General features: G+C 69.9%; 20 protein-coding genes. 10 read left to right on the forward strand and 10 right to left on the reverse strand.

The window, feature by feature from the left end:
• Positions 1-22: 22 nt before the first annotated feature.
• The 4 genes from J2X36_RS10000 to J2X36_RS10015 all read left to right on the forward strand — a co-directional run bounded on the left by J2X36_RS10000 (position 23) and on the right by J2X36_RS10015 (position 4,814).
• Positions 23-868 (forward strand): ABC transporter permease, encoded by an 846-nt coding sequence (locus J2X36_RS10000; RefSeq protein WP_132251705.1) that lies wholly within the window; start codon positions 23-25, stop codon positions 866-868.
• Positions 865-1,497, forward strand: a complete 633-nt coding sequence (locus J2X36_RS10005; protein ID WP_310349070.1) for a hypothetical protein — start codon at positions 865-867, stop codon at positions 1,495-1,497. The genes J2X36_RS10000 and J2X36_RS10005 overlap by 4 nt, the downstream gene beginning before the upstream one ends.
• Positions 1,498-1,823: 326 nt before the next feature.
• Positions 1,824-4,289, forward strand: coding sequence for a TonB-dependent receptor (locus J2X36_RS10010; protein ID WP_405029769.1), 2,466 nt, complete (start codon positions 1,824-1,826; stop codon positions 4,287-4,289).
• A 153-nt stretch (positions 4,290-4,442) separates the two neighbouring features.
• On the forward strand, positions 4,443-4,814 hold the full coding sequence (locus J2X36_RS10015; protein WP_310349076.1) for a hypothetical protein: 372 nt from the start codon (positions 4,443-4,445) through the stop codon (positions 4,812-4,814).
• Between the two features lie 80 nt (positions 4,815-4,894).
• Here the strand turns inward: J2X36_RS10015 and J2X36_RS10020 are convergent, their stop codons facing one another.
• Entirely contained in the window at positions 4,895-6,424 is a 1,530-nt protein-coding gene (locus J2X36_RS10020) for an undecaprenyl-phosphate glucose phosphotransferase (protein WP_310349079.1), read from the reverse strand.
• A gap of 72 nt (positions 6,425-6,496) precedes the next feature.
• Positions 6,497-7,729, reverse strand: a complete 1,233-nt coding sequence (locus tag J2X36_RS10025) for a glycosyltransferase family 4 protein (RefSeq protein ID WP_405029763.1) — start codon at positions 7,727-7,729, stop codon at positions 6,497-6,499.
• 186 nt (positions 7,730-7,915) lie between these two features.
• Here J2X36_RS10025 and J2X36_RS10030 point away from each other — a divergent pair, with 186 nt between their 5' ends.
• Positions 7,916-8,398 carry a GNAT family N-acetyltransferase gene (locus tag J2X36_RS10030; protein ID WP_310349088.1) on the forward strand — a complete coding sequence of 161 codons (483 nt, stop codon included), beginning with the start codon at positions 7,916-7,918 and terminating at the stop codon, positions 8,396-8,398.
• A gap of 10 nt (positions 8,399-8,408) precedes the next feature.
• Here the strand turns inward: J2X36_RS10030 and J2X36_RS10035 are convergent, their stop codons facing one another.
• Complete coding sequence (locus J2X36_RS10035) at positions 8,409-8,981, reverse strand: polysaccharide biosynthesis/export family protein (RefSeq protein WP_310349090.1); 573 nt, start codon at positions 8,979-8,981, stop codon at positions 8,409-8,411.
• Between the two features lie 171 nt (positions 8,982-9,152).
• On the opposite strand from J2X36_RS10035, the gene J2X36_RS10040 reads away from it, so the two are divergent.
• Entirely contained in the window at positions 9,153-11,426 is a 2,274-nt protein-coding gene (locus tag J2X36_RS10040) for an exopolysaccharide transport family protein (RefSeq protein WP_310349093.1), read from the forward strand.
• A gap of 13 nt (positions 11,427-11,439) precedes the next feature.
• On the opposite strand, the gene J2X36_RS10045 is transcribed toward J2X36_RS10040, so the two are convergent.
• Positions 11,440-12,642: a GNAT family N-acetyltransferase gene (locus tag J2X36_RS10045; protein ID WP_405029764.1), complete on the reverse strand. Its 1,203-nt coding sequence runs from the start codon at positions 12,640-12,642 to the stop codon at positions 11,440-11,442.
• A gap of 172 nt (positions 12,643-12,814) precedes the next feature.
• On the opposite strand from J2X36_RS10045, the gene J2X36_RS10050 reads away from it, so the two are divergent.
• On the forward strand, positions 12,815-13,876 hold the full coding sequence (locus tag J2X36_RS10050) for a polysaccharide deacetylase family protein (RefSeq protein ID WP_310349096.1): 1,062 nt from the start codon (positions 12,815-12,817) through the stop codon (positions 13,874-13,876).
• A gap of 11 nt (positions 13,877-13,887) precedes the next feature.
• Here J2X36_RS10050 and J2X36_RS10055 read toward each other — a convergent pair whose 3' ends face one another.
• Together J2X36_RS10055 and J2X36_RS10060 are read right to left on the reverse strand one after the other, a co-directional pair.
• Entirely contained in the window at positions 13,888-14,259 is a 372-nt protein-coding gene (locus J2X36_RS10055) for a hypothetical protein (RefSeq protein ID WP_310349100.1), read from the reverse strand.
• Between the two features lie 96 nt (positions 14,260-14,355).
• Positions 14,356-14,562, reverse strand: a complete 207-nt coding sequence (locus tag J2X36_RS10060) for a DUF2842 domain-containing protein (RefSeq protein ID WP_132251611.1) — start codon at positions 14,560-14,562, stop codon at positions 14,356-14,358.
• A 377-nt stretch (positions 14,563-14,939) separates the two neighbouring features.
• On the opposite strand from J2X36_RS10060, the gene J2X36_RS10065 reads away from it, so the two are divergent.
• The gene (locus J2X36_RS10065; protein ID WP_310349104.1) at positions 14,940-16,049 is read left to right on the forward strand and encodes a COX15/CtaA family protein; all 1,110 of its coding nucleotides are present in this window, start codon (positions 14,940-14,942) and stop codon (positions 16,047-16,049) included.
• 235 nt (positions 16,050-16,284) lie between these two features.
• Positions 16,285-16,968 (forward strand): hemolysin III family protein, encoded by a 684-nt coding sequence (locus tag J2X36_RS10070; RefSeq protein ID WP_132251606.1) that lies wholly within the window; start codon positions 16,285-16,287, stop codon positions 16,966-16,968.
• Positions 16,969-16,980: 12 nt separating this feature from the next.
• Here the strand turns inward: J2X36_RS10070 and J2X36_RS10075 are convergent, their stop codons facing one another.
• Both J2X36_RS10075 and J2X36_RS10080 read right to left on the reverse strand, forming a co-directional pair.
• Complete coding sequence (locus tag J2X36_RS10075) at positions 16,981-17,655, reverse strand: hypothetical protein (protein ID WP_132251603.1); 675 nt, start codon at positions 17,653-17,655, stop codon at positions 16,981-16,983.
• Between the two features lie 109 nt (positions 17,656-17,764).
• Positions 17,765-18,013 (reverse strand): hypothetical protein, encoded by a 249-nt coding sequence (locus J2X36_RS10080; protein ID WP_132251601.1) that lies wholly within the window; start codon positions 18,011-18,013, stop codon positions 17,765-17,767.
• A gap of 240 nt (positions 18,014-18,253) precedes the next feature.
• Here J2X36_RS10080 and J2X36_RS10085 point away from each other — a divergent pair, with 240 nt between their 5' ends.
• On the forward strand, positions 18,254-18,472 hold the full coding sequence (locus tag J2X36_RS10085) for a hypothetical protein (RefSeq protein ID WP_132251598.1): 219 nt from the start codon (positions 18,254-18,256) through the stop codon (positions 18,470-18,472).
• A gap of 93 nt (positions 18,473-18,565) precedes the next feature.
• On the opposite strand, the gene J2X36_RS10090 is transcribed toward J2X36_RS10085, so the two are convergent.
• Together J2X36_RS10090 and J2X36_RS10095 are read right to left on the reverse strand one after the other, a co-directional pair.
• Positions 18,566-19,651, reverse strand: coding sequence for a hypothetical protein (locus J2X36_RS10090; protein ID WP_310349108.1), 1,086 nt, complete (start codon positions 19,649-19,651; stop codon positions 18,566-18,568).
• 41 nt (positions 19,652-19,692) lie between these two features.
• Positions 19,693-22,728, reverse strand: a complete 3,036-nt coding sequence (locus J2X36_RS10095) for a transglycosylase domain-containing protein (RefSeq protein ID WP_310349111.1) — start codon at positions 22,726-22,728, stop codon at positions 19,693-19,695.
• Positions 22,729-22,774 lie beyond the last annotated feature (46 nt).

The following is a 22,774-nucleotide window of genomic DNA, read 5'->3' on the forward strand; positions in this document are numbered from 1 at the left end:
CGTCACCGCTGCGCCCACGCGGATGCCGGGCGTCTCCCACCATGGCCGCCTCGACGCGGTCGGCTACCTGATCTGCCTCGGCGGCATCGTCCGCCGCGAGCTGCTGCGATTCTTCAACCAGAAGGAGAGGTTCTTCTCGGCGCTGGTGCGCCCGCTCGTCTGGCTGTTCATCTTCGCGGCCGGGTTCCGCAACACGCTCGGCGTCTCGATCGAGCCGCCCTACCAGACCTACGTGCTCTACGAGGTCTACGTGGTGCCGGGCCTCGCCGTGATGATCCAGCTCTTCAACGGCATGCAATCCTCGCTCTCCATGGTCTACGACCGCGAGGTCGGCTCCATGAAGGTGCTGCTGACGAGCCCGTACCCGCGCTGGACGCTGCTCCTCGCCAAGCTGATCGCCGGCGTCACCGTCTCGGTGGTGCAGGCCTACGCCTTCCTCGCGATCGCGTGGTTCTGGGAGACCGACATCCCGCCGATCGGATACCTCGCGGCGCTCCCCGCCTTCGTCGCCTCGGGGCTGATGCTCGGGGCGATCGGCCTCCTCCTCTCCTCGATGGTGCGGCAACTCGAGAATTTCGCGAGCGTCATGAACTTCGTGATCTTCCCGATGTTCTTCGCCTCCTCGGCCCTCTACCCGCTCTGGCGCATCCGGGAATCCTCCGAGACCCTCTACTGGATCTGCGAGTGCAACCCCTTCACGCACGCGGTCCAGCTCGTCCGCTTCGCGCTCTACGGGCAATTCGAGCCGGTCGCCTGCGCCGTCGTCGTGGGCACCACGATCGCCTTCTTCACCCTCGCCGTCATCGCCTACGATCCCGGCCGCGGCATCATGGCCCGGCGCGGCGGTCCGGCCGGAGACAATTCATGATCCGACAGACCCTGCTGACCCTCACCGCCCTCGGCCTGCTCGCCGGACCCGCCCTCGCTCAGCCGAGGCCCGACCCGGACTGGCCCTGCGTGCAGCGCAAGGTGCCGACCCTGAGCGCGGGCACCGTCTGGACCGGCCCCGACCTCGAGAGCGCAGGCGCCTGGGGCGACGATTTCGAGGCGGCGGCGCTTGCCCAGAAGATCGCCTCGCGCCGAACCGAGCTGAAAGATGTCGACGGGCTCCTCGACGCCTACGTCGCGAAGCTCGACGAGGCGAAGGATCCGGAGAAGGCCCAGCACCTCACCCGCGTCTTCGCCGGCGTGTTCGAGGTGATCAACGGCGAGCGTTCGCGGGTGATGAGCGGGATCGCCCGCTATGCCCAGGGGCAGCGGCGCATGGCCGAGCGTATCCGCCAGGAGGCGGACCAGATCAGCCAGACGAAGGATGCACCGAGCGCCCAGGACGCCCGCGACATTCCCAAGGACCAGTCCGAGATCGAGACGAAGTTCGCCTGGGATCGACGTATCTTCCAGGAGCGCAGCCAATCCCTGACCTATGTCTGCGAGGTTCCCACGCTCCTGGAGCAGCGGCTCGGCGAGATCGCGCGGAAGATCCAGGCCCGGCTCTGAACGGCGATCGTTCTACAAATCAGGAGTTGTATCGACGCCGCCGGGCTTCTCCCGGCGGCGTTCTGATTCCGACCGGTCGCGGCTGAGGGAGCTTGCCACTTTATCCCGTTTTTGATTGCCTGAACTGCCCTAACATCCTGAAATTGTATGAGAAATCTGTGGCAATGCCGCCACGAAGGGCCACGATCTCGATACGGGGGCGGCCCGGCACTCGGATTCTCAGCGAAAGCGCGCCCGCGCCGATTGTGCCCGTCCGCGAAGCCCAGCATTGAAGGGACCGAAGGCTCCGCAACAAGGAGCCGGGTCTTGGAATCATGGGGTTGGACATGGGTATGCGGGCGCTTCGGGGCAGCCTGATCGCGTCGGTGGCGATGCTGCCGTGCCTCGCGCAGGCGCAGCAGGGCGGCACGCAGGCCGTCACGCTGGGGGAGCTCGACGTCGTGGCGACGTCGCCGATCGGCGGCATCGCGGCCGGGCGCGGCACGGGTGATCCGGCCGCGGCGGGGCGGCAGGTCGCATCCCGGCTGCCGTTCACGGTCGAGACCGTGAACGCGGCCGAGATCGCGCAGGACCGCGCCACCCTCGACCCCACCTTCACGCTGGCCCGCCGCACCGCGGGCGTGAACCTCTCCGACGGCCAGGGCAACAGCTTCCGGCAGACGCTGACCTACCGCGGCTTCGACGCCTCGCCACTGCAGGGCGCGCCCCAGGGCCTGGCCGTCTATCAGAACGGCGTGCGCATCAACGAGGCTTTCGGCGACGTGGTGAACTGGGACCTGATCCCGCAGGTCGCGATCAACCGAATCGATGTCGTCACCGGCAACCCGATCTTCGGCCTCAACGCGCTCGGCGGCGCGGTCAACATCGAGATGAAGAACGGCTTCACTTGGCAGGGCAAGGAGGTGACGGTCTTCGGTGGTTCGGACGGTCGCATCGCCGGCACGCTGCAATACGGCGAACAGATCGGCCCCTGGAGCTTCTACTTCGCGGGCGAGGGCCTGCGCGACCGCGGATGGCGCTACCAGTCGCCGAGCGAGATCGGCAGAGTCTACGCCGACCTCGGCTACCGCACCCTGGATTCCGAGTTCCACATCGTCGCTTCGGGCGCCAAGACCTTCTTCGGCGCGGCCGCCGCCGCCCCGGTTGACTTCACCCGCACCGACGAGCGCGCGATCTTCACCTATCCGCAGTCGATCTCGACCGAGATGGGCCAGATCCAGGTCAACGGTAAGGTCAACATCTCGCCGACTTGGGACCTCGCCGGCAACGCCTATGTCCGCCGCTTCAGCCAGTTCGTCATCGACGGCAACGACGCCGAGTTCGAGAATTGCAGCCGTCAATCCTCTTTCCGCGGCTCACTCTGCTTCGAGGATGACGGCTTCTTCCCCGCGGCGGGCCAGTCGCAGCTCGCCTTCCGCAACCAGTTCCTCATGCAGGGCCGGAACACGCCGCGCATCCCGTTCACGCCGGGCGTGCCCTACGGCACCCTCGATACGGTTCGCACGGAGGCGACGGGCTACGGCGGCACGCTCCAGGCGACGAACCGCGACCGCATCTTCGACCACACGAACACCTTCATCGTCGGCGGCAGCATCGATGTCGCGGATTATGGCTTCAAGTCGCAGAGCACGCTGGGCATCATCAACCCGGATCTCAGCGTCACGACGAACCCGAACAACCCGACCTACGGCTTCGTGCCCGGCGTCGGCACGACGCAGCTGCGCACGGCCGCGGCGCTCGGCATCGCGCCGAGTTCCGTCATCGGCTCGAACCTCTACATGGGCCTCTACGCCCTCGACACGTTCGACGTGACCGACGCCCTGTCCATCACGGCGGGCGCGCGGCTCAACTTCGCCCGCATCTCGACGACGGACCTCACGGGCTTCTCGCCGGACGTGAACGGCACGCATTATTTCAACCGGATCAACCCGGTGGCGGGCGTGACCTACCGCTTCTTCCCGTGGATGACCCTCTACGGCGGCTACTCGGAATCGAACCGCGCGCCGACCCCGCTCGAGCTCGCCTGCGCCAACCCGCAGCGCCCCTGCCTCCTGCCGAACTCGCTCGTCGCCGACCCGCCGCTTGAGCAGGTGGTGGGCCGGACCTACGAGGCCGGCTTCCGCGGCACGGTGCCGAACGTCTACGAGGACGGCATCGTCAACTACAAGCTCGGCTTCTTCCGCACCGACCTGTCGAACGACATCCTGCAGCTCGCCGTTCCGGGCAACGCCGCCCGCGGCTACTTCGTGAACGTGCCGGCCACCCAGCGCCAGGGCATCGAGGTGCAGGCCGAGTACGCGATGCCGGGGCTCAGCGTCTACGCGAACTACGCGCTGATCGACGCGACCTTCCAGTTCACCGGAACGCTTTCCTCGCCGAACAACCCCCTCGCCAACCCGGACGGCTCGATCGACATCCGCCCCGGCAACAAGCTGCCGCTCATCCCCGAGCACCAGTTCAAGGTCGGCTTCGACTACGCGATCACACCGATCTGGCGCTTCGGCGCGAACCTCGCCGCCTTCTCCTCGTCCTATTATCGCGGCGACGAGTCGAACCTGAACCGCAAGCTGCCCGCCTATTACACGGTCAATCTCAACTCCAGCGTGCAGATCACGGACAACGCGCAGATCTTCCTGCTCGTGACGAACCTCTTCAACAACCGCTACGCCAATTTCGGCACCTTCCTGGAGCGGGAGGCCAACTTCGCCAACCGCTTCGTCCTGAACGATCCCCGCACCACGACGCTGGTGCAGCCGCTCTCCGTCTACGGGGGTCTGCGCTACACGTGGTGATCCGCGTCGACCTGCGCCGGGACGCCGCATGGACCGGCGTAGGTCTGCAACCTCGGCGGGAGGAACTGATCTCCCGGACATCGCTTCTCTCCCCACTCTGATGGCGGGCCGCCGATCCCCGGCGGCCCATTCCACATTCGGGAGAAGCGTCTGATGCGGATATCCGCCCTGATCCCGGCCGTCCTCGCGGCCTCCACCCTCGCGACCCTCGCCGCCAGCCCCGCCCTCGCCACGTCCTGTTCCGAAGAGATCGCCACGCTGGAACGTCGTCTCGACAGCGCGGGCGCGGAGAAGGTGACCGGCAAGGAGCCGCCGGGCGGCCCGACCTCCTCGCACTCGGACAAGGCTCTGGCTCAGCCTCCGGCAGGAAAGCCGAGCGATCCGAGCGTGCAGCCGACCGCCGCCGGCGTGAAGGAAGCGCGCGATCTCGTCCAGAAGGCCAGGACCGAGGACAAGGCCGGGCAGGCGGAAGCCTGCCGCGACACGATCCTGAAGGCCAAGGAGAAGGCCGGCGCCCTGCCGTAGGGCGATCGACGCGGGCCGGCGCCCTGCCGCCTCTCTCACGCCCTCGGTCTCTCTTCGAGGTCCGAGGGTGGAGGGGCCGGTCAGTAGGCGTTCTGCGTCCTGAACAGCGCGAAGGGGGTCGTCAGCAGGATCTGCAGGTCGAGGAGAACCGACCAGTTCTCGATGTAGTACAGGTCGTGCTCGACGCGGCGCTGGAGCTTCTCGCTGGTGTCGGTCTCGCCGCGCCAGCCATTGACCTGAGCCCAGCCGGTGATGCCGGGCTTGACCCGGTGCCGGGCGAAATAGCCGTCGACGACCTGATCGTAGAGGGTGTTCGCGGCCTTCGCCTGGAGCGCGTGTGGCCGGGGGCCGACGAGGGAGAGATCGCCCCGGATCACGTTGAAGAGTTGCGGCAACTCGTCGAGGCTCGTCTTGCGGATGAAGCGGCCGACCGGGGTGACCCGCGGATCGCCCCGCGTCACCTGCCGTGCCGCCCCGTGGTCGCACTGGTCGACATACATCGAGCGGAACTTGAAAACGTCGATCAACTCGTTGTTGAAGCCGTGCCGCTTCTGTCGGAACAGGATTGGCCCGGGTGACGAGAGGCGCACGGCGAGGGCCACGGCGAGCATCACCGGCGCGAGCAGGACGAGGAGGGCAAGGCCCACCGTGCGGTCGAAGGCCGCCTTCACGACGACGTCCCAGTCCGCAATCGGCTTGTCGAATACGTCGAGCACCGGCACGCCCCCGATGTAGGAATAGGAGCGCGGGCGCAGACGCAGCTTGGTGGCGTGGGCCGAGAGCCGGATGTCGATCGGCAGCACCCAGAGCTTGGCGAGCATCTGCAGGATGCGCCCCTCGGCCGAGATCGGCAGGGTGAACACGACGAGATCGAGGCGGGCGTGGCGGGCATAGGCGACGAGGTCGCTCACCGTGCCGAGTTTCGGGTAGCCCGCCACGACGTCCGAGGAGCGGTCGTCATTGCGGTCGTCGAACACGCCGACGATGCGGATCCCGGAATCGCCCTGCGACTCGAGGGCGCGGATCAGTTCCTCGGCCACCGGGCCACCCCCGACGATGGCGGTGCGGCGGTCGAAACGCCCCTTGCGGACCTGCGCGGCGACGACCTGCGCCAGCACGAAGCGTCCGGCGAGGACGAGGAGGAGGCCGCCCGCGAAATAGGCGCCGAGCCACAGCCGGGAATAATGATCCGCCACCTTGGCGAGGACCATGCCGGCCGCGACGAGCAGGAAGGCGAGGGCCCAGCTGGCCGACAGCTTCACCGCGGATGGGAAGAAGGCGCGGAACGCCCCCATCCGGTAGGTGCCGCCGGCCTGGAACAGGGTGATCGTGATGGCGGCGACGGCCAGGATCGCGGCGATGTAGGACAGGCCCAGCGGTACGACGCCCCGCAGCATGATCTGATGCAGGGCGAGGCCGAACCCGCCGACAAGGCAGAATTCAGCGGCCCGCACGCAGCCCGCGAGCACGACCGGCGAGATCAGGGGGCCGGGGAGCGCGGCTTTCGCTTCTGCGGGAAGCACACGCCCCGTGGCGTCACCGGCCGCGGCCAGGGCCGAGCCGGGCTGACCGGCGACCTTCAGAAGGTCACGGACATCGAAGGCACTCATCGGGAAACACCGGAAACGCGATGCGGTTTGGAATCGTCGGTCGAAAGGTTGCAGGATCTCGTCTCGGAAAGCTTAAGCGCCTGGGCGCGTGCCCGAGCTCCCGGCGAGGGCGGGGGCGGCCGGAACGCTCTCCGGCACCCCTTCCCTGAGGCGGGCGCGGAAGGCCGCCGCGTAGCCTGAGAGCACGTCGGCGCCCATCCGCTCCATCGAGAAGCGCTGGCGTACGGAAGCGCTCAGGGCCGCAAAACGCGCTCGACGGGTCTCGGCCGGCTCGTCGAGCACCCGGAGGATCGCGCGTCGGAGCGCCGCCGCATCGCGCGGTGGCACCAACTCGTCAGCGGCCGCGCCGAAGATTTCCGGGATACCGCCGACATTGGTAGCGACGAGCGGTTGGCCCGCCGCCGCGGCCTCCAGCACCACGTAGGGCAGGGATTCGGCGAAGGAGGGCACGACCATGATCCGGCCCCGCGCCAGGATCGGACGGATCGGCTGGGCCGGCTCGAAGGCGACCGCCTCGGTCAGGCCGAGATCGCGCACCTGATCCGCGAGGCGCCCGGCGTCCGGACCCGACCCGACCATCAGGAGGCGCAGGTGCCGGCCCTCGGCGCGCATCTGTGCCAGCGCCTCCAGCAGGACCGGCAGGCCCTTGGCGTCCCGAAGCTCGCCCACGTAGACGAGGTCGAAGGGATCGGGAGCCGGCTCGACCGGCTCGAATTCGGCCGCGCCGATCCCGTTGTGAACGATCCGCGCGAGGGTCGCCTCGGCGCCCACGAAAGCCTGATGGCGCCGGGCCACGTACTCGCTCTCGAACAGGAACACGTCGGTGCGCCGGGCGAGCAGGCCCTCCGCCGCCATGTAGAGCCGGTGCATCAGGGTGCCGGGCCGATAATTGTAGCTTCCGCCGTGCGGCGTGTAGGCGCGAATCATGGACTCTCCGCGGGCGGGGCAGAGACGGGCGTAGGCGCCGCCTTTGGCGCCGTGCCCGTGCAGCACGTCGGCACCGACGGCCTCGGCCCGCCGCGCCACGGCGAGCAGCGCCGCGGTGTCGGAGGGGTGCGGATTGCGCCGCATCGGCACCCGCGTCACCCCGAAGGCCAGGGCGGGGGCCAGTTCGGCGAGCGCGGCCTGCGCCCGATCGCCGCCCGTCGTCGCGTCGCAGACGATGCCGACCCGGTGCCCGGCGGCGGCCTGGAGGCGGGCGAGATCCACGACATGCCGGAACAGTCCGCCGACAGGAGCACGGAAGATGTGGAGGATCCGGTGGGATTCGACCGGGTGAGCGATGGCGGCGGGCACGGGCGGCATCTCCAGCGACGGCGCGGAAATCGGCCCGGAGGCTAGGGCCCGACCGTTGCCTGGCCGGTTAAGGACGCGGCTCTGGAGGCGAGATGCGCCGTCTATCTGCCGGCAGGGTTAGAGTGGGGCTAAGGAGATCGCTCGGATTGCGACGGCAGGCTCTCCTGGAGGGCGAGCTGCGGGGAGGGGAGCAGCGTGCTGATCAGGTTCATCGAAGGAGCGGATCAGGACGCCGTCTGGGAGATCCTGCGGCCGGTGATCGAGGCAGGCGAGACCTACGCGCTACCCCGCGACATGACGCGGGCCGAGGCGCTCGCCTACTGGAGCGGGCCTGATCGGGAGACCTTCGTGGCGGAAGATCGTGGAGCCCTCGTGGGCACCGCCTATCTGCGCGCGAACCAGGCCGGGGGCGGCAGCCACGTCGCCAATGCGGGCTTCGTGACGGCGCCCGCAGCCGCCGGCCGTGGTGTTGCCCGCCGAATGTGCGAGCATGTCCTCGAGCGGGCGCGGGAGCGGGGCTTCGCGGCGATGCAGTTCAATTTCGTGATCGGCACGAATGCCGGGGCGATCCGCCTCTGGGAGAGCCTCGGCTTCGAGACGGTCGGCCGCCTTCCCGGCGCCTTCCGGCATCCGCGGCTCGGCGCCGTCGATGCCCTCGTCATGTACAGGCGGCTGTGAAGCCGAGACTTCAGAAGAAGCGCTCCTTGACCATGATCGTGTCGCCCGGCCGGACGGGATAGGTCATCGGCACGATGCCGGAGACGAGCCCACCCGGTCCCTCCCGGGTCAGCACGGCGTAGTCGCGGGCGGCGCGAGGCCCGAAGCCCGCCGCGATGGCGACCGCCGTCTCGACCGTCATGCCGTTGACGTAGGGGTATTGGCCGGACGTCGTGACTTCGCCGAGGATGTAGAACGGCCGGTAGGCATCGACCTCGACCGTCACGTGCGGCTCGCGCACGAAACCTGCCGCGAGCTTGCCCTCGATGGTGCGCGCGGCCGCGGCCGTGGTCTGGCCGCCGATCGAGACCGTGCCGATGAGCGGCATGGCGATCCGGCCGGCTCCATCCACCGCGTAGATGTTCGAGAGGTTGTCCTGTCCGAACACGATCACGCGCAACCGGTCCCCCGCGGACAGGGTGTAGCGGGCGCCGATCGAGCCGGTCCCGGTCGCGTCGAGCTGAGCGGTCCGGAAGTCGGGCCGCAGGCAGCCGCCCAGCGCGAGGCTGGACGTGAGAGCCAGAAGGAGTGCGCGCCGGTTCATCACCCATGCCGCCGTGTTTTTCCTCAACGGCGACGGTGTAGGCGGATATGGTTAATGAAGACTGACGTCCCGGAAGGGCGCAGGGCCGCCGCAGCCTGCTTTAACCGCTGATCAATCTTAACGGTTTCTACTGCGCGCTGATCCGAGTCCCGTGCAGCGGATACTTTGGCCTTGCGTACCGAACGTCATACCCGCCGCTCCGCGAGAGCCGGCCGTTCCGCTCCGGCCGCGGCACCGACGGAGAGCCTTGCGCTCTCGCAGGTCGGCGGCGTCCTGCGCCGGTCCTGGCTCTGGATCGCTCTGCCGACGATCGTAGCGGCAGCGGGCGCCGTCGCCTTCGTGCAGGTCGTGCCCCCGCGCTTCACGGGCGAGGCCAAGCTTCTCCTGGAGAGCCGGGAGGCCGGATTCGCCCGCACCGCGCAGGAGCGTGCCGAGCAGCCCCAGCCGATCGACGAGCAGGCGGTGGCGAGCCAGGCACAGGTCGTGATGTCGCGCGATCTCGCCCGCGAGGCGATCCGCCGGCTCAAGCTCGTGGGCAACCCGGAATTCGACCCGAGCGTTGAGGGGTTCGGCCCCGTGCAGCGGGCTTTGATGCTCGTCGGTCTCGCCCAGAACCCGCTCGAGCGTCCCTCCGAAGACCGCGTGCTCGACGCCTATTTCGACCGGCTCCTCGTCTACCCGGCCGGCAAGTCGCGCATCCTCAGCGTCGAGTTCCGCTCGAAGGATCCGGTGCTCGCGGCGCAGGGCGCCAACACCATTTCCGAGCTCTACATCGCCTCTCTCGAGGCCGCGAAGGTCGACACCGCGCGCTACGCCTCGACCTGGCTCGGCGGCAACATCGAGACGCTGCGCAGCCGGGTCGCCGAGGCCGAGGCGAAGGTCGAGGCCTTCCGGGCCAGGAACGGCCTCGTCGCGGCGGGCGGCACCGCCGGACAGCCGCTGAGCGGACAGCAATTGTCCGAGCTCTCGAGCCAACTCTCCCACGCGCGCACGCTCAAGGCGGATCTCGACGGCCGCGTGAAGCTGATCAAGGAGATGATCAAGGACGGCCGCGCCTTCGAGATCCCGGACGTCGCCAATAACGACCTGATCCGCCGGGTGGTGGAGAGCCGGATCACCCTCCGTGCGCAGCTCGCCCTGGAATCGCGCACGCTGCTTCCCGCCCACCCCCGCATCAAGGAGCTGACCGCGCAGGTCGCGGATCTCGACGCGCAGATCAAGTCGGCGGCCGAGCGGATCGGGCGCACGCTGGAGAACGATGCCAAGATCGCGGGCGCCCGCGTCGAGAGCCTGCAGGCGACGGTGGACGGGCAGCGCGACGTCGTCGTGAAGGGAAATTCGAGCGAGGTGCAGTTGCGGGCTCTCGAGCGCGAGGCCAAGGCCCAGCGCGAGCAACTCGAATCCTACCTCTCGCGCTACCGCGAGGCGGCGGCCCGGGATGCGGAGAGCGCGAGCCCGGCCGATGTACGGATCGTCTCGCGGGCCGTCATTCCGGAACTTCCGTCATTCCCGAAGAAGCTGCCGATCGTCGGGCTTGCGGCGCTCCTCGCCTTTCTGTTCTCCGCGGGTGCCGTCATCGCTCGGCGGCTCCTCGCCGATCCCGGCGGCGCGGCGCGTCCGGACCAGGGCGCGCGTGAGCAGGCCGACGAGGCGTCCCGCCCCGAGCCCGCGCGCTTCAGCTTCCCCGAGGCCGCTCCTCCCTCCGCATGGCCGAGCCTCGCCGTCGTGTCGGGTGAGGCCCCACCCGCTCCGGCGCCGGAGCCGCGCAGTGAGTCCGGCTCACCGTTCGATCTCGACCTCCTGATCGAGCGCCTCGCCGAAGGAGCGCAGGCGGAGGCGGGCCGCATCGTGCTGGTGGTCGAGACCGTGCCCGCGCGGCGACCAGTCCGCCTCACTGCCTCCGCACAGGGACCGGCCGGGGCGAGATCGCCGGAGAAGAGCTTGGCCGAGACGCTGGCCGATACCTTGGCAGGGCGCGGCCGGACGCTCGCCGTCGACCTCGACGGGCCGGCGAGCCACCCGGACGATCCGGGTCTCACCGATCTCGTCGCGGGCGATGCCGCCTTCCTCGACGTGATCCAGCCCGTACCCGGCTCCCGCCTGCACCGCGTCGCCCGCGGCTTCGTCGACAGCGCCGTCCTGCTGGAGGAGCCCCAGGCGCTGGCGATCTCCCTCGACGCGATGGCCGAGACCTACGACTGGGTGATCTGCAGCCAGCGCCTCCGGTCGGGTGAGGGGCCGCGCGCCCTCCTCGCGGCCGTCTCCGCCCGCATGGACAGCGTCGTCATCGTCTCAAACGCGGCCGCCGACGACCCGGACCTCGTCGATCTCTACGCGCTGGCCGAGGAATCGGGCGCCGGACAGGTCCTCGTGGCCCAGGACAGCGTCGCCGTCCGCGTGGAGATCGGCGGAGAGGACATGCAGCTGCGCCTCTCGGCGGCGTGAAAGGGGCGAGGCGTCAGCTCCGCCGGAGCCGCCTCACTCTCTGGGCGAGGGCCCAGAGGCGCGGATCGCGCTTGATCCGCGCGCGCAAGCCCGTGACGCAACCCGCCGCGAAGCCGAAGAGATGGCCGCGCAGGCTCACCGGCAACACCAATTCGGTGAGCTCGATCGTCTCGTCGCAGATGCTGGACTTGTAGCGGGCCTCGCCGACGCCGAGGTCGAAGGCGCGGCGGCCGCGCGCCGTCTGGTCCCGCACGAGATGATGCAGCAACAGGTCTCCGGGGCTGCACCGGGCGAGGTCTGGGTCGGGGTCGAAGGCCGTCATCATGCCGCTGAAGCGGTCACCGTCCACCGCGCCGCCGAATATTGCGAGGATCCGTCCACTCGCCCGGGCCACGAGGGCGTGAAGTTCGACCGCGGGCGCGCCCGTCTCGGGGTCGGACGCCGCTGCGAGGAAGCGGCGGATCGGCTCCGCCGCGTAGGGGTCGGCGATGCCCTGGCTCGCGAAACGGGCGGCCTTGTGCGCGTAGAATCCGGAGAGGTAGGCCTCCGCCTCCGCCCTCGTGCCGGCGCGACGGTAGTCGATGGGTCCGACCGCCTCGACGAGGCGCTTCTCCTTCGAGCGCAGCTTCTTGCGCGCGTCCGCGCTGAAGGCGCGGCGGACGGTCGCCTCCGGGTCGGGGCCGAGCTGCAGCCCGTAGGCATCGTTCGCGCCCGGCCGCGCCCTGATGGCGAGGGGGTTCACCGCCCCATTCCAGGTCCGGGGTTGATGGGACAGGACGTAGAGATCGATTCCGGCCGCGGGCGCGAGGCGGACGAGCAGGCCGAGGAGATCCTCGGTCGACACGGCCGCGGCTTCGCGGCTCGCGAAGAGGGGGAGGTGGTAGTTCGCGTGCGTGCCCCCGACGACCCGCGCGATCCGCACGCCGTGCTCGCGGGTGACGACGAGGGGGAGGAGCAGGCGCGGTCGGCCGCACTCGCCCCGCAGGACGAGGACCCGCAACGTTCCAGGCGTCGCGCCGTGGAGGTAGGCCGCGACCCAGTCGAAACGCTGATAGGGTGTCGCGAGGCAGCCCGCGCCGTTTTCCAAATCGCGCCAGAGGGCTTCGACCGCCTCGAGATCGGACCAGATCTCCGCTCGCATGCCGCCCCGAGCCTCTCCCCGCGCGCCGTCGGCGGCATCCTCCACCGCGGACCAATCCTGCACGATGACCGACATCGGCCGAGCCTCATCGCCACGCGGCGCTCCGGCGCCCGACCGGGCATGATTGGGGCGGGCGCCCCTAACGGGCCGTGTCGCCGGTCGGGCGGCCTGCGAGCGTGGGTAACGAAACCTTGTCGGGGGCCGGGATAGGCTGCCCCGACTCACCAGCCGGGCTCAGAGGCTCGTCATGCTCTCCAGCCGCAATCGCCGCCGCCTGTTCGAGGCCGGCTTCCGTGTCGTGTCCGGGCTCGGAGCCGATCGCTGGCTCGAACCGGCGGCGCGGGGACAAGGCCTCATCCTCACCTTCCACCACGTCTCGCCCGAATTGCCGGACCCGTTTGCGCCGAACCGCCTCCTCAGCATCACGCCGGACTTCCTCGACGAGACGCTGACGGCCCTGCGCGAGCGTGGCTTCACCCTCGTTCCGCTCGACGCGGTGCCCGACCATCTGGCACGCAGGCCGGGCGCTCGTTTCGCCGCGCTCACCTTCGACGACGGCTATCGCGACAACGCGCTCCATGCGGCGCCCGTGCTCGCCCGGCACCGGGCGCCCTGGACCCTGTTCGTGACGAGCGACTTCGCCGACGGTCGCGGCCGGCTCTGGTGGATCGAGCTGGAACGGGCGATCCGGCGTCTTGACCGGGTCGCGGTGACGTTCGGGACAGGGAAGCGGCTCGACCTGCCCGCGCGCGATGCGGCACAGAAGAGCGTGGCCTTCGAGGCCGTCTACCGGGCCTTGCGTGCGGGTCCGGAGGAACGGCTCCTCTCGGCCATCGCCGAGCTCTGCGAGCGGGCAGGGTTCGGGGCGGGGAGCATCGCCGCGGAACTCTGCCTCGGCTGGGACGAGTTGCGTGATCTCGCCCGCGATCCCGCCGTGGACATCGGGGCGCACACGCGCTCGCATCCCATGCTCGCCAAGCACGCGGTCGAGGTCGCGCGAGCGGAGATCGCGGGGGGTCGCGCCCGGATCGAGAGGGCGGTCGGACGCCGCGTTCGCCATCTCTCCTATCCCGTCGGGGACAGGACATCGGCGGGTCCGCGGGAATTCGCCCTCGCGCGGGAGCTCGGCTTCGTCACGGCGGTGACGACACGGCCGGGACACCTGTTCCCGGAGCATGCCGACCATCTGCACGCCCTGCCGCGGATCTCGGTCAACGGCTGCCATCAGTCGCGGGCCGCCCTGAAGGGGCTCCTCTCCGGCGTTCCCTTCCTCGTCTGGAACAGGGGCCGACGCCTCGACGTGGCCTGAGACGAACCGACTCAGCGCCTGCGGCGGCGCCGGTAGGTGCGGGTCTCCTCAGAGCCGCCGGCCGTGAAGACGGCGACTTGGCGCCCGCGGCGCCCGTAGCGGGCGCGACCGCGCCGGCCGCGGCCGGCCTCCGGCGCCGGGTCATCGGCCATGGGGATCGCCGCCGCGGCCAGGGCCGGAGCCGGCGAAGCCGCCCCGTCGCCGCCGGCGATGTTCTTGGCCGCCGGCCCGAACATCGACAGGCACTGGTTGTAGGCGAGATCGTTCTTCAGCCGCTCGCAATCGCCGATCGAGCGAGGGGTCTCCTGCGCCCCGAGCGGGCCGCTCGCGATGAGGCAGAGGAAGCCGGCAAGGCCGAGGCGGCGCGAGTGAGAGCGTGGCATGGAGCGGGGTGGGACCGGGATCGGGAGGGCTGACGTCACGCTTCTGACGCGCGAGTGCGGCGAAAACGCGGGCGATGCCGGCATGCGCGCCACACCTCAGCGGTCGGGGCGCTCCATCCACCGGATCACCGGCATCAACGGGAAGATCCAGGCGATGCCGAGCAGGCAGTAGAGGATGGTCTGCACGAGGGCTGGGGCCTCGGCGATGCGGCTGTCGGCGAGAGCCATGGCGAGCGGCGCGTAGATCATGACGAAGGCCAGGATCACGATCGTCCCGATCAGGGTTCGGGTCCGGCGGGCCATCGGGTCCCTTTCATCAGCGAAGTCGCGCCCCGTCCGGGCTCGCGCCGAGGGCTAATGCGCGCATCCGCCGATGGCAACTCGGCCCGGCGCCGCACCGGTGCGAAGCGCCGACCGACCCGCTCGAAACGCGGTCCGAGGACTCCTTGGCCGCGATTGCCCGCCGCTTCTCCGGCGTCGTCGCTCGCATCGACCCCTTCCTGCGGGGCGCCTCGCGTGCCCGGGAGGGGGCACAATCGGCGCGGCTTCCCCCGCTGCGGCATCGGCAGGCGTTGCCCCGCCGATCCTCGCTGCCGTAAGAGCCTGCCCTGAGCGCGCCCTCCGCCTCCGTCGAACTCGGCGCCGGGCCTGCGCGATCGAGACCGAAGGCGACCGACAGCATGATCTCCGCCGCGACCGCGAACCCTCCGGCGAACAGGGCCCTTCGCACCTGGCTCTACCTGCTCGCCGCACTCGTCGTCGCGATGGTGGCGGTCGGCGGCGCGACGCGGCTGACCGGCTCGGGCCTCTCGATCACGGAATGGCGGCCGGTGACGGGCGCCGTGCCTCCCCTCACGGCCGAGGCCTGGGCCGCGGAATTCGAGAGGTACAAGGATACGCCGCAATACCGCATCCTGAACCAGGGGCTCGGCCTCTCGGACTTCAAGGTTCTCTACGCCTGGGAATGGGGTCACCGGATGCTCGGCCGCATCATCGGCCTCGCCTTCTTCCTGCCCCTCGTCGTGTTCTGGCTGCGCGGACGCCTGAACCTTCGCCTCGGGCTCGCCCTGCTCGGGCTCGGGCTTCTGGGCGGCCTGCAAGGGGCGATCGGCTGGATCATGGTGGCCTCGGGCCTTCAGCCCGGCATGACGGCCGTGGCGCCGCTCAAGCTCGCCCTGCACCTGACGACGGCGAGCCTCATCCTGGCGGGGCTCGTCTGGCTCGCCGCGGGCCTGCGCGGAGCGACGGGCCGGCCGGCAGGCGCCCGGCTGCGCCGCACCGCCTACGCACTACCTCTTCTGGTGCTGCTGCAGATCTTTCTCGGCGGCCTCGTGGCGGGCTCCCATGCCGGTCTCGTCTACAACACGTGGCCCACGATGAACGGCGATCTCGTGCCCGACCTGTCCGGCCTGTTCGTCGTGAAGCCCTGGATCGAGAACTTCGTCGACAACGTCACCCTCGTCCAGTTCAACCACCGCATGACGGCCTATCTCCTGCTCACCGTCGCCCTGCTCCACGCCTTCGACGCACGTCTGGCGGGCGGCGGCGCGGCCCGGCGGGCGGCTGGCATCGCGGGCCTCGCTCTCCTCCAGGCCGCCCTCGGCATCACCGCGCTCCTCCTCGCTGTGCCGCTCTGGGCCGCCCTCGCGCATCAGGTCCTCGCGATGGCCGTGCTGGTGATGGCCGTGGTCCACGCCCGCCTCAGCCGCGGCACGGTGCCTGCATCCGCGACGCTGGGCCCCGCGAGCATTCCCTTCGGCTACGAGGCCCTGGCCGGACGAAGGGTCTGATCTACAGTGGGTTCAATGATCGCGAGACCTCGTTCGACCGGAGAGGGGTAGGCGACATCATCGCCGGCCAGCAACTCAGGTGCGGCTCGCTTTTGCCGCGCGGCGAAATGTCTTGCAGTGCACAAGCCTTTACCAATCCGGCTCAAATAACTGGGAGTAACCCGGAATACGCATTTTTCCTGCGGAACGACTTTCAGAGAAAAAGCTTAGCCTCCGCATGGTGCTGGAGGCAGAAATGTTCCTGGCGGAAGATGGACGACCCGTTGGCCTGACTTGGAACTATACCCGTCGCGAGATCATGGCCGATGGGGTGATCCACTGTGTCGGCGTGGTGCTGGGTCTCGCCGGCGCAATCGCACTGGTTGTGACGGCGACCGCGGCCCATCTCGGCTGGGGTGCCCGCGCCGCGATCCTCGTCTACTCCGCGGTGCTGGTCTCAATGCTGGCCGTATCGGCGATCTACAACCTCCACCCGGTTCACCCGCGGAAATGGCTGCTGCGGCGGGCCGACCACGCCTTGATCTACCTGATGATCGCGGGGACCTACACGCCGCTCGTCACGCTGGTCGGCACAGGCCCCACGGCCTACGGGCTCCTAGCCTTCATCTGGGTGGTGGCCGGCATCGGCATCGGCGTGAAGCTGTTCCTGCCCGGCCGCTTCGACCGCCTCTCCATCGCCCTCTATCTGATGCTGGGTTGGAGCGGCCTTCTCGCCTACGAATCCGTGATCGCCGCCCTGCAGCCGACGGCGCTCTGGCTGCTCGCATTGGGCGGCCTGCTCTACTCCTTCGGCGTCGTCTTCCACGTTTGGCGAAGCCTGCCGTTCCAGAACGCGATCTGGCACGGCTTCGTGCTCGTGGGCACCGCATGCCATTACGGCACGGTGTGGGCGAGCGTCTCGGGCGCCGCGGCCGCGTAAGCGCGGCCCTCCTCAGGGGCTCGTCGACCAGGGATTGATCACGCGCACCGCCGCTTCCGTCTGCACCGCCTCGGCCTGAAGCGGCTCGGAGTGCCGGGGCGTCGCAGCGCGCTTCAGGCGGGCCATCTGGCGCCGCGCCTCGTCGGCGGGAAGTGCGCCGACGGGGGCCATCATGCCCGCGAGGAGCCGCCGGGTCTTCTTGTCCACTTGCCGCGAGCGGTCGACCGGCTCGAACTCGTGCATCGCGTGCTTCTTGTCCGGGTTGCCCGTGAAGACGCGGGCGCCGTCCTTGAGGATGACGATGTCCCCGGGGCGCAGGGTCTCGTCCCTCAGGAGCGCGGCCGCAGCGCCCGCCTTCATGTCGAGGGGCTGCTGCCGGTCGGTGATGCGGACCTTGAGGGGTTCGGGCTTCGGCAGCGCGGCGTACCGCACCTTCGGCCGCACGCGACCGCCCTGCGCGTGGCGGCGGCCGTAATACCGCGCGGCGCTGGGCATCTGGACCTCGGCGGGAGGAGCCGTCTGCGGAGTGGGCTGCGCGGGCGAGAAGAGCTGGCGGAACAAGCCGCCGAGCCCTTCTTCCTGCGCGTGGACGGCCGCCGTCCCGAGCACGATCCCGGCCGCGGCGAGCGTCAGCGCGAATCCGTGCTTGCGTGAACGACGGGCGAGGCGGGTCTGGGTCGTCGGCATCGGTCCCCTCCGGCAGGCTCTCCCGCACCTGCGGCGGGACGTCCCACCTTCAACGGGGGGTTAACGTGACAGTTCCGGTACAATCTTAGGGTTGAGCTGTACCGATGGGTCAGCCGGGGGCCGCCTCGTCGCCCTCACCGATGCAGTCGAGGGCGCGCTCGACGGCGCTGACCGCATCGAGGAGATTCTGGACTGTGCGCTCGACCTCCAGCGGCGGTCGGCCCATCGCAGCGGCCCGGGCGCTGAGGCCCTCAAGCTGCTCCAGCAGATCGAGGAGATCACCGGCGACGGCCACGACCTCGCACCGCGCAAGTTGAGCGGCGGGCTGGCGCTGGCGGAAGGGCAGGACGTTGCTCATCGACGCCAGTCTTCTTCAAAAGCTCGGGGATTCGCCAGACTCCGCGCCCGATCCTCCACACGATTGCCGCGGTTGCGTGGCCGATTCGACGCGGATTGGTGTGTTTTTCGTGGCCGCCCGGCATCACCCTGGCGGCAATGGTCCACGCCCCGTGAACCATGCTTGACGGGGCCGCCCGCCGGGCACCACCACGCCCCGACCCCGAGCGGCGACGCTCAGCGACGAGATCTGGAAGACGACATGCGCCTCAAGCCCCTCGCCCTCATCGCGGCTCTCGCCGCCGGTCTCGCGGCCTGCAACAGCGTCGAGGGTCCCGACAGCCGCAGCGGACTGTCCGAGACCTTCAACACCGACAATTTCCGCCGCTCGAACGACACGAACGGGACCCAGACCCGCCGGGACGTGAACCGCCTCTACACGCAGCCCTCGATCCCCTCGATCGCGAACCGGGGCTACTGAGCCGGGCCGCTGCTCCGTATCGAGTACGGGTCGCTCCTCCTCTCGAGGAGAGAGCGTCCCTGGCGCATCGGACCGTACGGCGCGCCCGGCCGGCTACCGCTTCGCCAGCGCGTCCGCGAAGGCGGCGATGCGGTTGCGGGCGTAGGTGGGCAGCCCGGCGCTGATCGAGTTGCCCGTGTTGAAGCTCGAATTGCCCATCAGCACCTGGGCCGGCAGCAGGTTCTTGAGCACGGGCACGCGCGCATACTCCGCCTTCCGGTCGAGCACGTCGGCCTTGATGGCGAGCGCCATGTAGGTCGTGACCACCGTCTTCGTCGGATCGCCCGGCATCGGTTGGAACACGGCCAGAAACTTGCCGAAGCGCAGGATCTGGTTGACCCAGAAGATCGTCTGTTCGAGCCCGCCCGTCACCGCGGTGTCGACCCGGGTGAGCTTCGACAAGGCCGCGGCCTCCGCGGCCGGGAGGACTCGCAGCTCGCTCTGGAAGGAGACGAACTCGGCGATCTTCTTCGACGAGCCTTCCTCCAGCTTGTTGGCGAGCTTCACGCCGAGGGGCAGCTTGCCCTCGAGGTCGTAGCGCGACTCGATGCAGGCGGCGGCATCCGCGCACCAGGGCCGGTCGGGCCGCTTGGCGAAGGCGGCGGCCGGATCCTTCGTCGGCGTCACGTCGGCGGGATCGACCGCCTTGTGCCGGATCGCAGGATCCATCCTCTGGACGAAGGCAAGGTTCGCGAAGGCCGCGAGGTCGATCGCCTCGGGCGGTCGGGCGACCACGAAGCGTCCCTCCGCCACGTAGACCTTGAGCGTCTCGTGCCGGGGCTTGGTCACGCCGTTCACGGTCACGGTGTAATCCGGCTCCTTGTAGCCGGGAAACGGGGCGAGGGCGGCGGCCTCGGCCGGACGATTCCGGACCCAGTCGAGATAGGGCGTGAGGCCGTTCTCGGGCGCGGACGGGTTGTCCCGGTGGTCGGTGAACAGGATCGTGCCGGGCTTGATCTGCGCTGGGTCGAGGGCGGTCACCGAGGGCACCTCCTGGATGCGCTCGGGCGCGGCCGGCGCCTGCGCCGCCATGCCCGGAGCGGGCTCCCTCGCCGCCTGGGCGAGCGCCGGGGCCGCTGCCCCGGCGAGGAGGGGGAGGGCAAGCGCGTAGGCAAGGGATGCCGTCAGATGCGTCCGCACGTCTCGGGCCTCAGGTTCGGGAATGGTCTGGGAATGCCGGCTCAGTAGCGCGGATCGTCGCCGAAGAGCCAGTCCGGATCGCGACGGCGGGGCCGCGACACATCCTCGTCTCCGAAGGGCGAGCGGCTCGTCTGGCCGGGCCACGCGCGGTATCCGTCCTGGTACCCGTCGAGGTCCCCTTGAGCGCGCCGGCTGCGGCCCGGCTGCTGCCCGCGCCCGCCATAGGGATCGAGGAAGTCGGATTCGGGCGCGCGGTTGCCGAAGAAGTCGCCCCGCACGTCCGCACCGTCCTCGGCGCCGCCGAGGCCGTCGCCGTCCTCCGCGTCCGGCCGCATCGCGTAGAGCGTCTCGCGCGGCACGAGTCGGTACTGGGTGTCCGCCATGCGGCCGTCGCCCTGCGTGCGGAAATGCTCCAGGAACCCGCCGCCCGCGACGCGCTCGCCGCTGCGGGGATCGACCCGCAGGTCGATCAGGTTGCGCCGTGCTTCCTGGGAGGGCGGGTTGAGCGGAGTGCGCGGCACCCCGTTCGCCCAGGCGGCCTGCAGGATCGAGCCCGCGATCGGAACCGCGACGTGCCCGCCCGTCTGGCCGCGCCCCAGCGTGCGGCGGGTGCCGTCCGCGTTGTCGTAGCCCACCCACACCACCACCGTGACCTCGTTGGTGAAGCCTGCGAACCACGCGTCGTTCTCGTTCTCCGACGTGCCGGTCTTGCCCGCGACGTAGGCGGAGTTGCGGGCGAGCGCCGCGGCGGTGCCGTGGTTCGTCACGCCCTGCAGCATGGTCTTGAGCTGGTAGAAGGCGACCCTGTCCGCCGAGCCGATCCGCACCGGGTCGCGCGCCGCATGCGTGTAGATCGCCTTGCCGTCCCGCTCGATGCCTTCCAGGGCGTAGGGGGTAGGGCGGACGCCCTCGTTCGCCACGGCCGCGTAGAAGGCGGCGAGATCGAGCATCCGCACCGGCTGGGCGCCCAGCACGAACGGGTAGTAGCGCTCGCATTCGGCGTAGATCTGGGCCTCGAGGGCGATGTCGCAGACCCGCTGGAGGCTCGCCGGCGCCTTCTCGGCGATGCCGCCCTGAAGGAGGCGGGCCGTGACGAGGTTCTTCGAGAATTCGAGGCCCCGCCGCAGGGTCGTGGCGCCGGAGCCGCCGCCGTCGTAGTTCTTCGGCGACCAGGAATCGCCGATCCCGCCGATGGGCGGCAGGGTCACGGCGGAATCCATCACGAGCGTGTTCGGCTGCAACCCGGCATTGAGCGCTGCCAGATAGGTGAGGGGCTTCAGGGTCGAGCCGGGCTGGCGCACGGCCTGGGTCACGCGGTTGAGCTGGCTGACCGGATAGGAGAAGCCGCCGGACATCGCGAGGATGCGTCCGGTGCGGTTTTCCAGCACGAGCGCGGCGCCCTGGACCGCAGGCCGCACCCGGATCTCGGCGCGCAGCGCGCCCTTGCCCTCGCGGAGCTTCACCCGCACCGCGTCGTAGACCTGGAGCTTGCCGCGCGCGATGCCGGGATCGAGGCTCGCGATCCGGCCGTCGGCGAGCCCGACCCTGACGGGGCCGCGCCCTGCTTCCAGCACCACGGCGAGCGGCCAATGCACGTCGTAGAGGGGGGCTCGCGCGCTCTCCAGTGCCCGGAGCCAGGCCGGCTTCGGGCCCACGACCTTCGCGACGGGCGGCCGGGCGCTCGCGGCCTTGGCCGGCGGCCTGCGGGCCTCGGGCGACGCCTTCGCCTCGGCCGCGGGGGGAGGCACCGGCGCGGCGGCCGGCGCTGGCGAGGGCGCAGGGGCAGCGGCCTCGATCTTCCGAACCGCGTCGGCGAGGTTGAATTCCGGTCCCGTGAAGCTCTGCCGGCCGGTGGCGCGCTCGTAGGTCGCGAGGCCGTCCTGCAGGACGCTCTCGGTCGCCCGCTGCAGCCCGGCATTGATCGTCGAGCGCACCGTGAAGGAGGCGGCCGTGAGCGAGTCGAGCCCGCCGAAGGTGCGCGCCTCGCGGGCGAGGTGGTCGACGACGTAGAAGCCGGAATCGCGCCTCGCCGTCTCGACGGGCTTCAATCCGAGATCGGACGTCACGGCTTGCGCCATCTGCGCCTCGGTGATCGCGCCCTCCTCCTTGAGGCGCGAGAGCACGTAGGCGCGCCGCTCGCGGGCACGGTACGGGTACTTGTCGGGGCTGTAGTAGTTCGGGCCCTTCGGCATGCCGGCCAGGAGCGCCGCCTCCGGCAGAGTCAGGTCGCCAACCGATTTGCCGAAATAGCTGCGCGCGGCCATCTCGATGCCGTAGGCGCCGCGGCCGAGATAGATCCCGTTGAGGTAGAGGCCGAGGATCTCGGGCTTCGTGAGGATCCGCTCGAGCCGCCCAGCCACGATCATCTCGCGGATCTTGCGCTCGTAGGTGACGTCGTCGCCGACCGAGAGGTTCTTCACCACCTGCTGGGTGATGGTCGAGCCGCCTTGGGGACGCCCCGGCGAGGCGAGATTGCCGATGAAGGCGCGGATGACGCCGCGCTCGTCGATGCCGTGGTGGATCTCGAAGCGCTTGTCCTCGGCGGCGACGAAGGCCTGGCGCACGAGCGGCGGCACCGAGGCGATCGGCACCGTGAGGCGGCGCCCGTTCGCCTCGAAGGTCTCGGCGTAGGGCTTGCCCGAGCCGTCCAGGATGACGCTGGCGCCGGGCAACTTCGCATCGCGCAGCGCCTCGGCCGAGGGGAGGTCGGTGACGGCCTTGTTGTAGAAGGCGATCACCTCCGCGGCGTCGAAGGGCGAATCCTTCGGGTTCTCGCCCTTGCAGAACTGGCGGTAGCTCGTGTTGAGCTCCCCGATGTCGAGCCCGTGCAGGAGCTTCGGCGCGCCCGCGCCCGCCACCGCGCTCGGATCCTCCATCGCGGTCGAGATCAGCTCGTCGAGGTTGATGTCCTCGATGTCGAAGGCCTTGCGCATGTGCGCGCAGCCGTCGCGCAGGATTTGCACGACCTCGGCGCCATCGGTACCGGGATCGAACTGGGTCCTGACCGCGTCGGGCCGGGTCGTGACCTGGCTCAACGTCAGCGCCGTCGCGAACAGCTTGATCAGGATGGTGTTCATCAGGGAATGGGCACCGGCCGGCTTGACACAACGCTCGGGACGGCGC

It is taken from the genome of Methylobacterium sp. BE186 (assembly GCF_031457035.1).
In the GTDB taxonomy this organism is placed as follows: domain Bacteria; phylum Pseudomonadota; class Alphaproteobacteria; order Rhizobiales; family Beijerinckiaceae; genus Methylobacterium; species Methylobacterium segetis.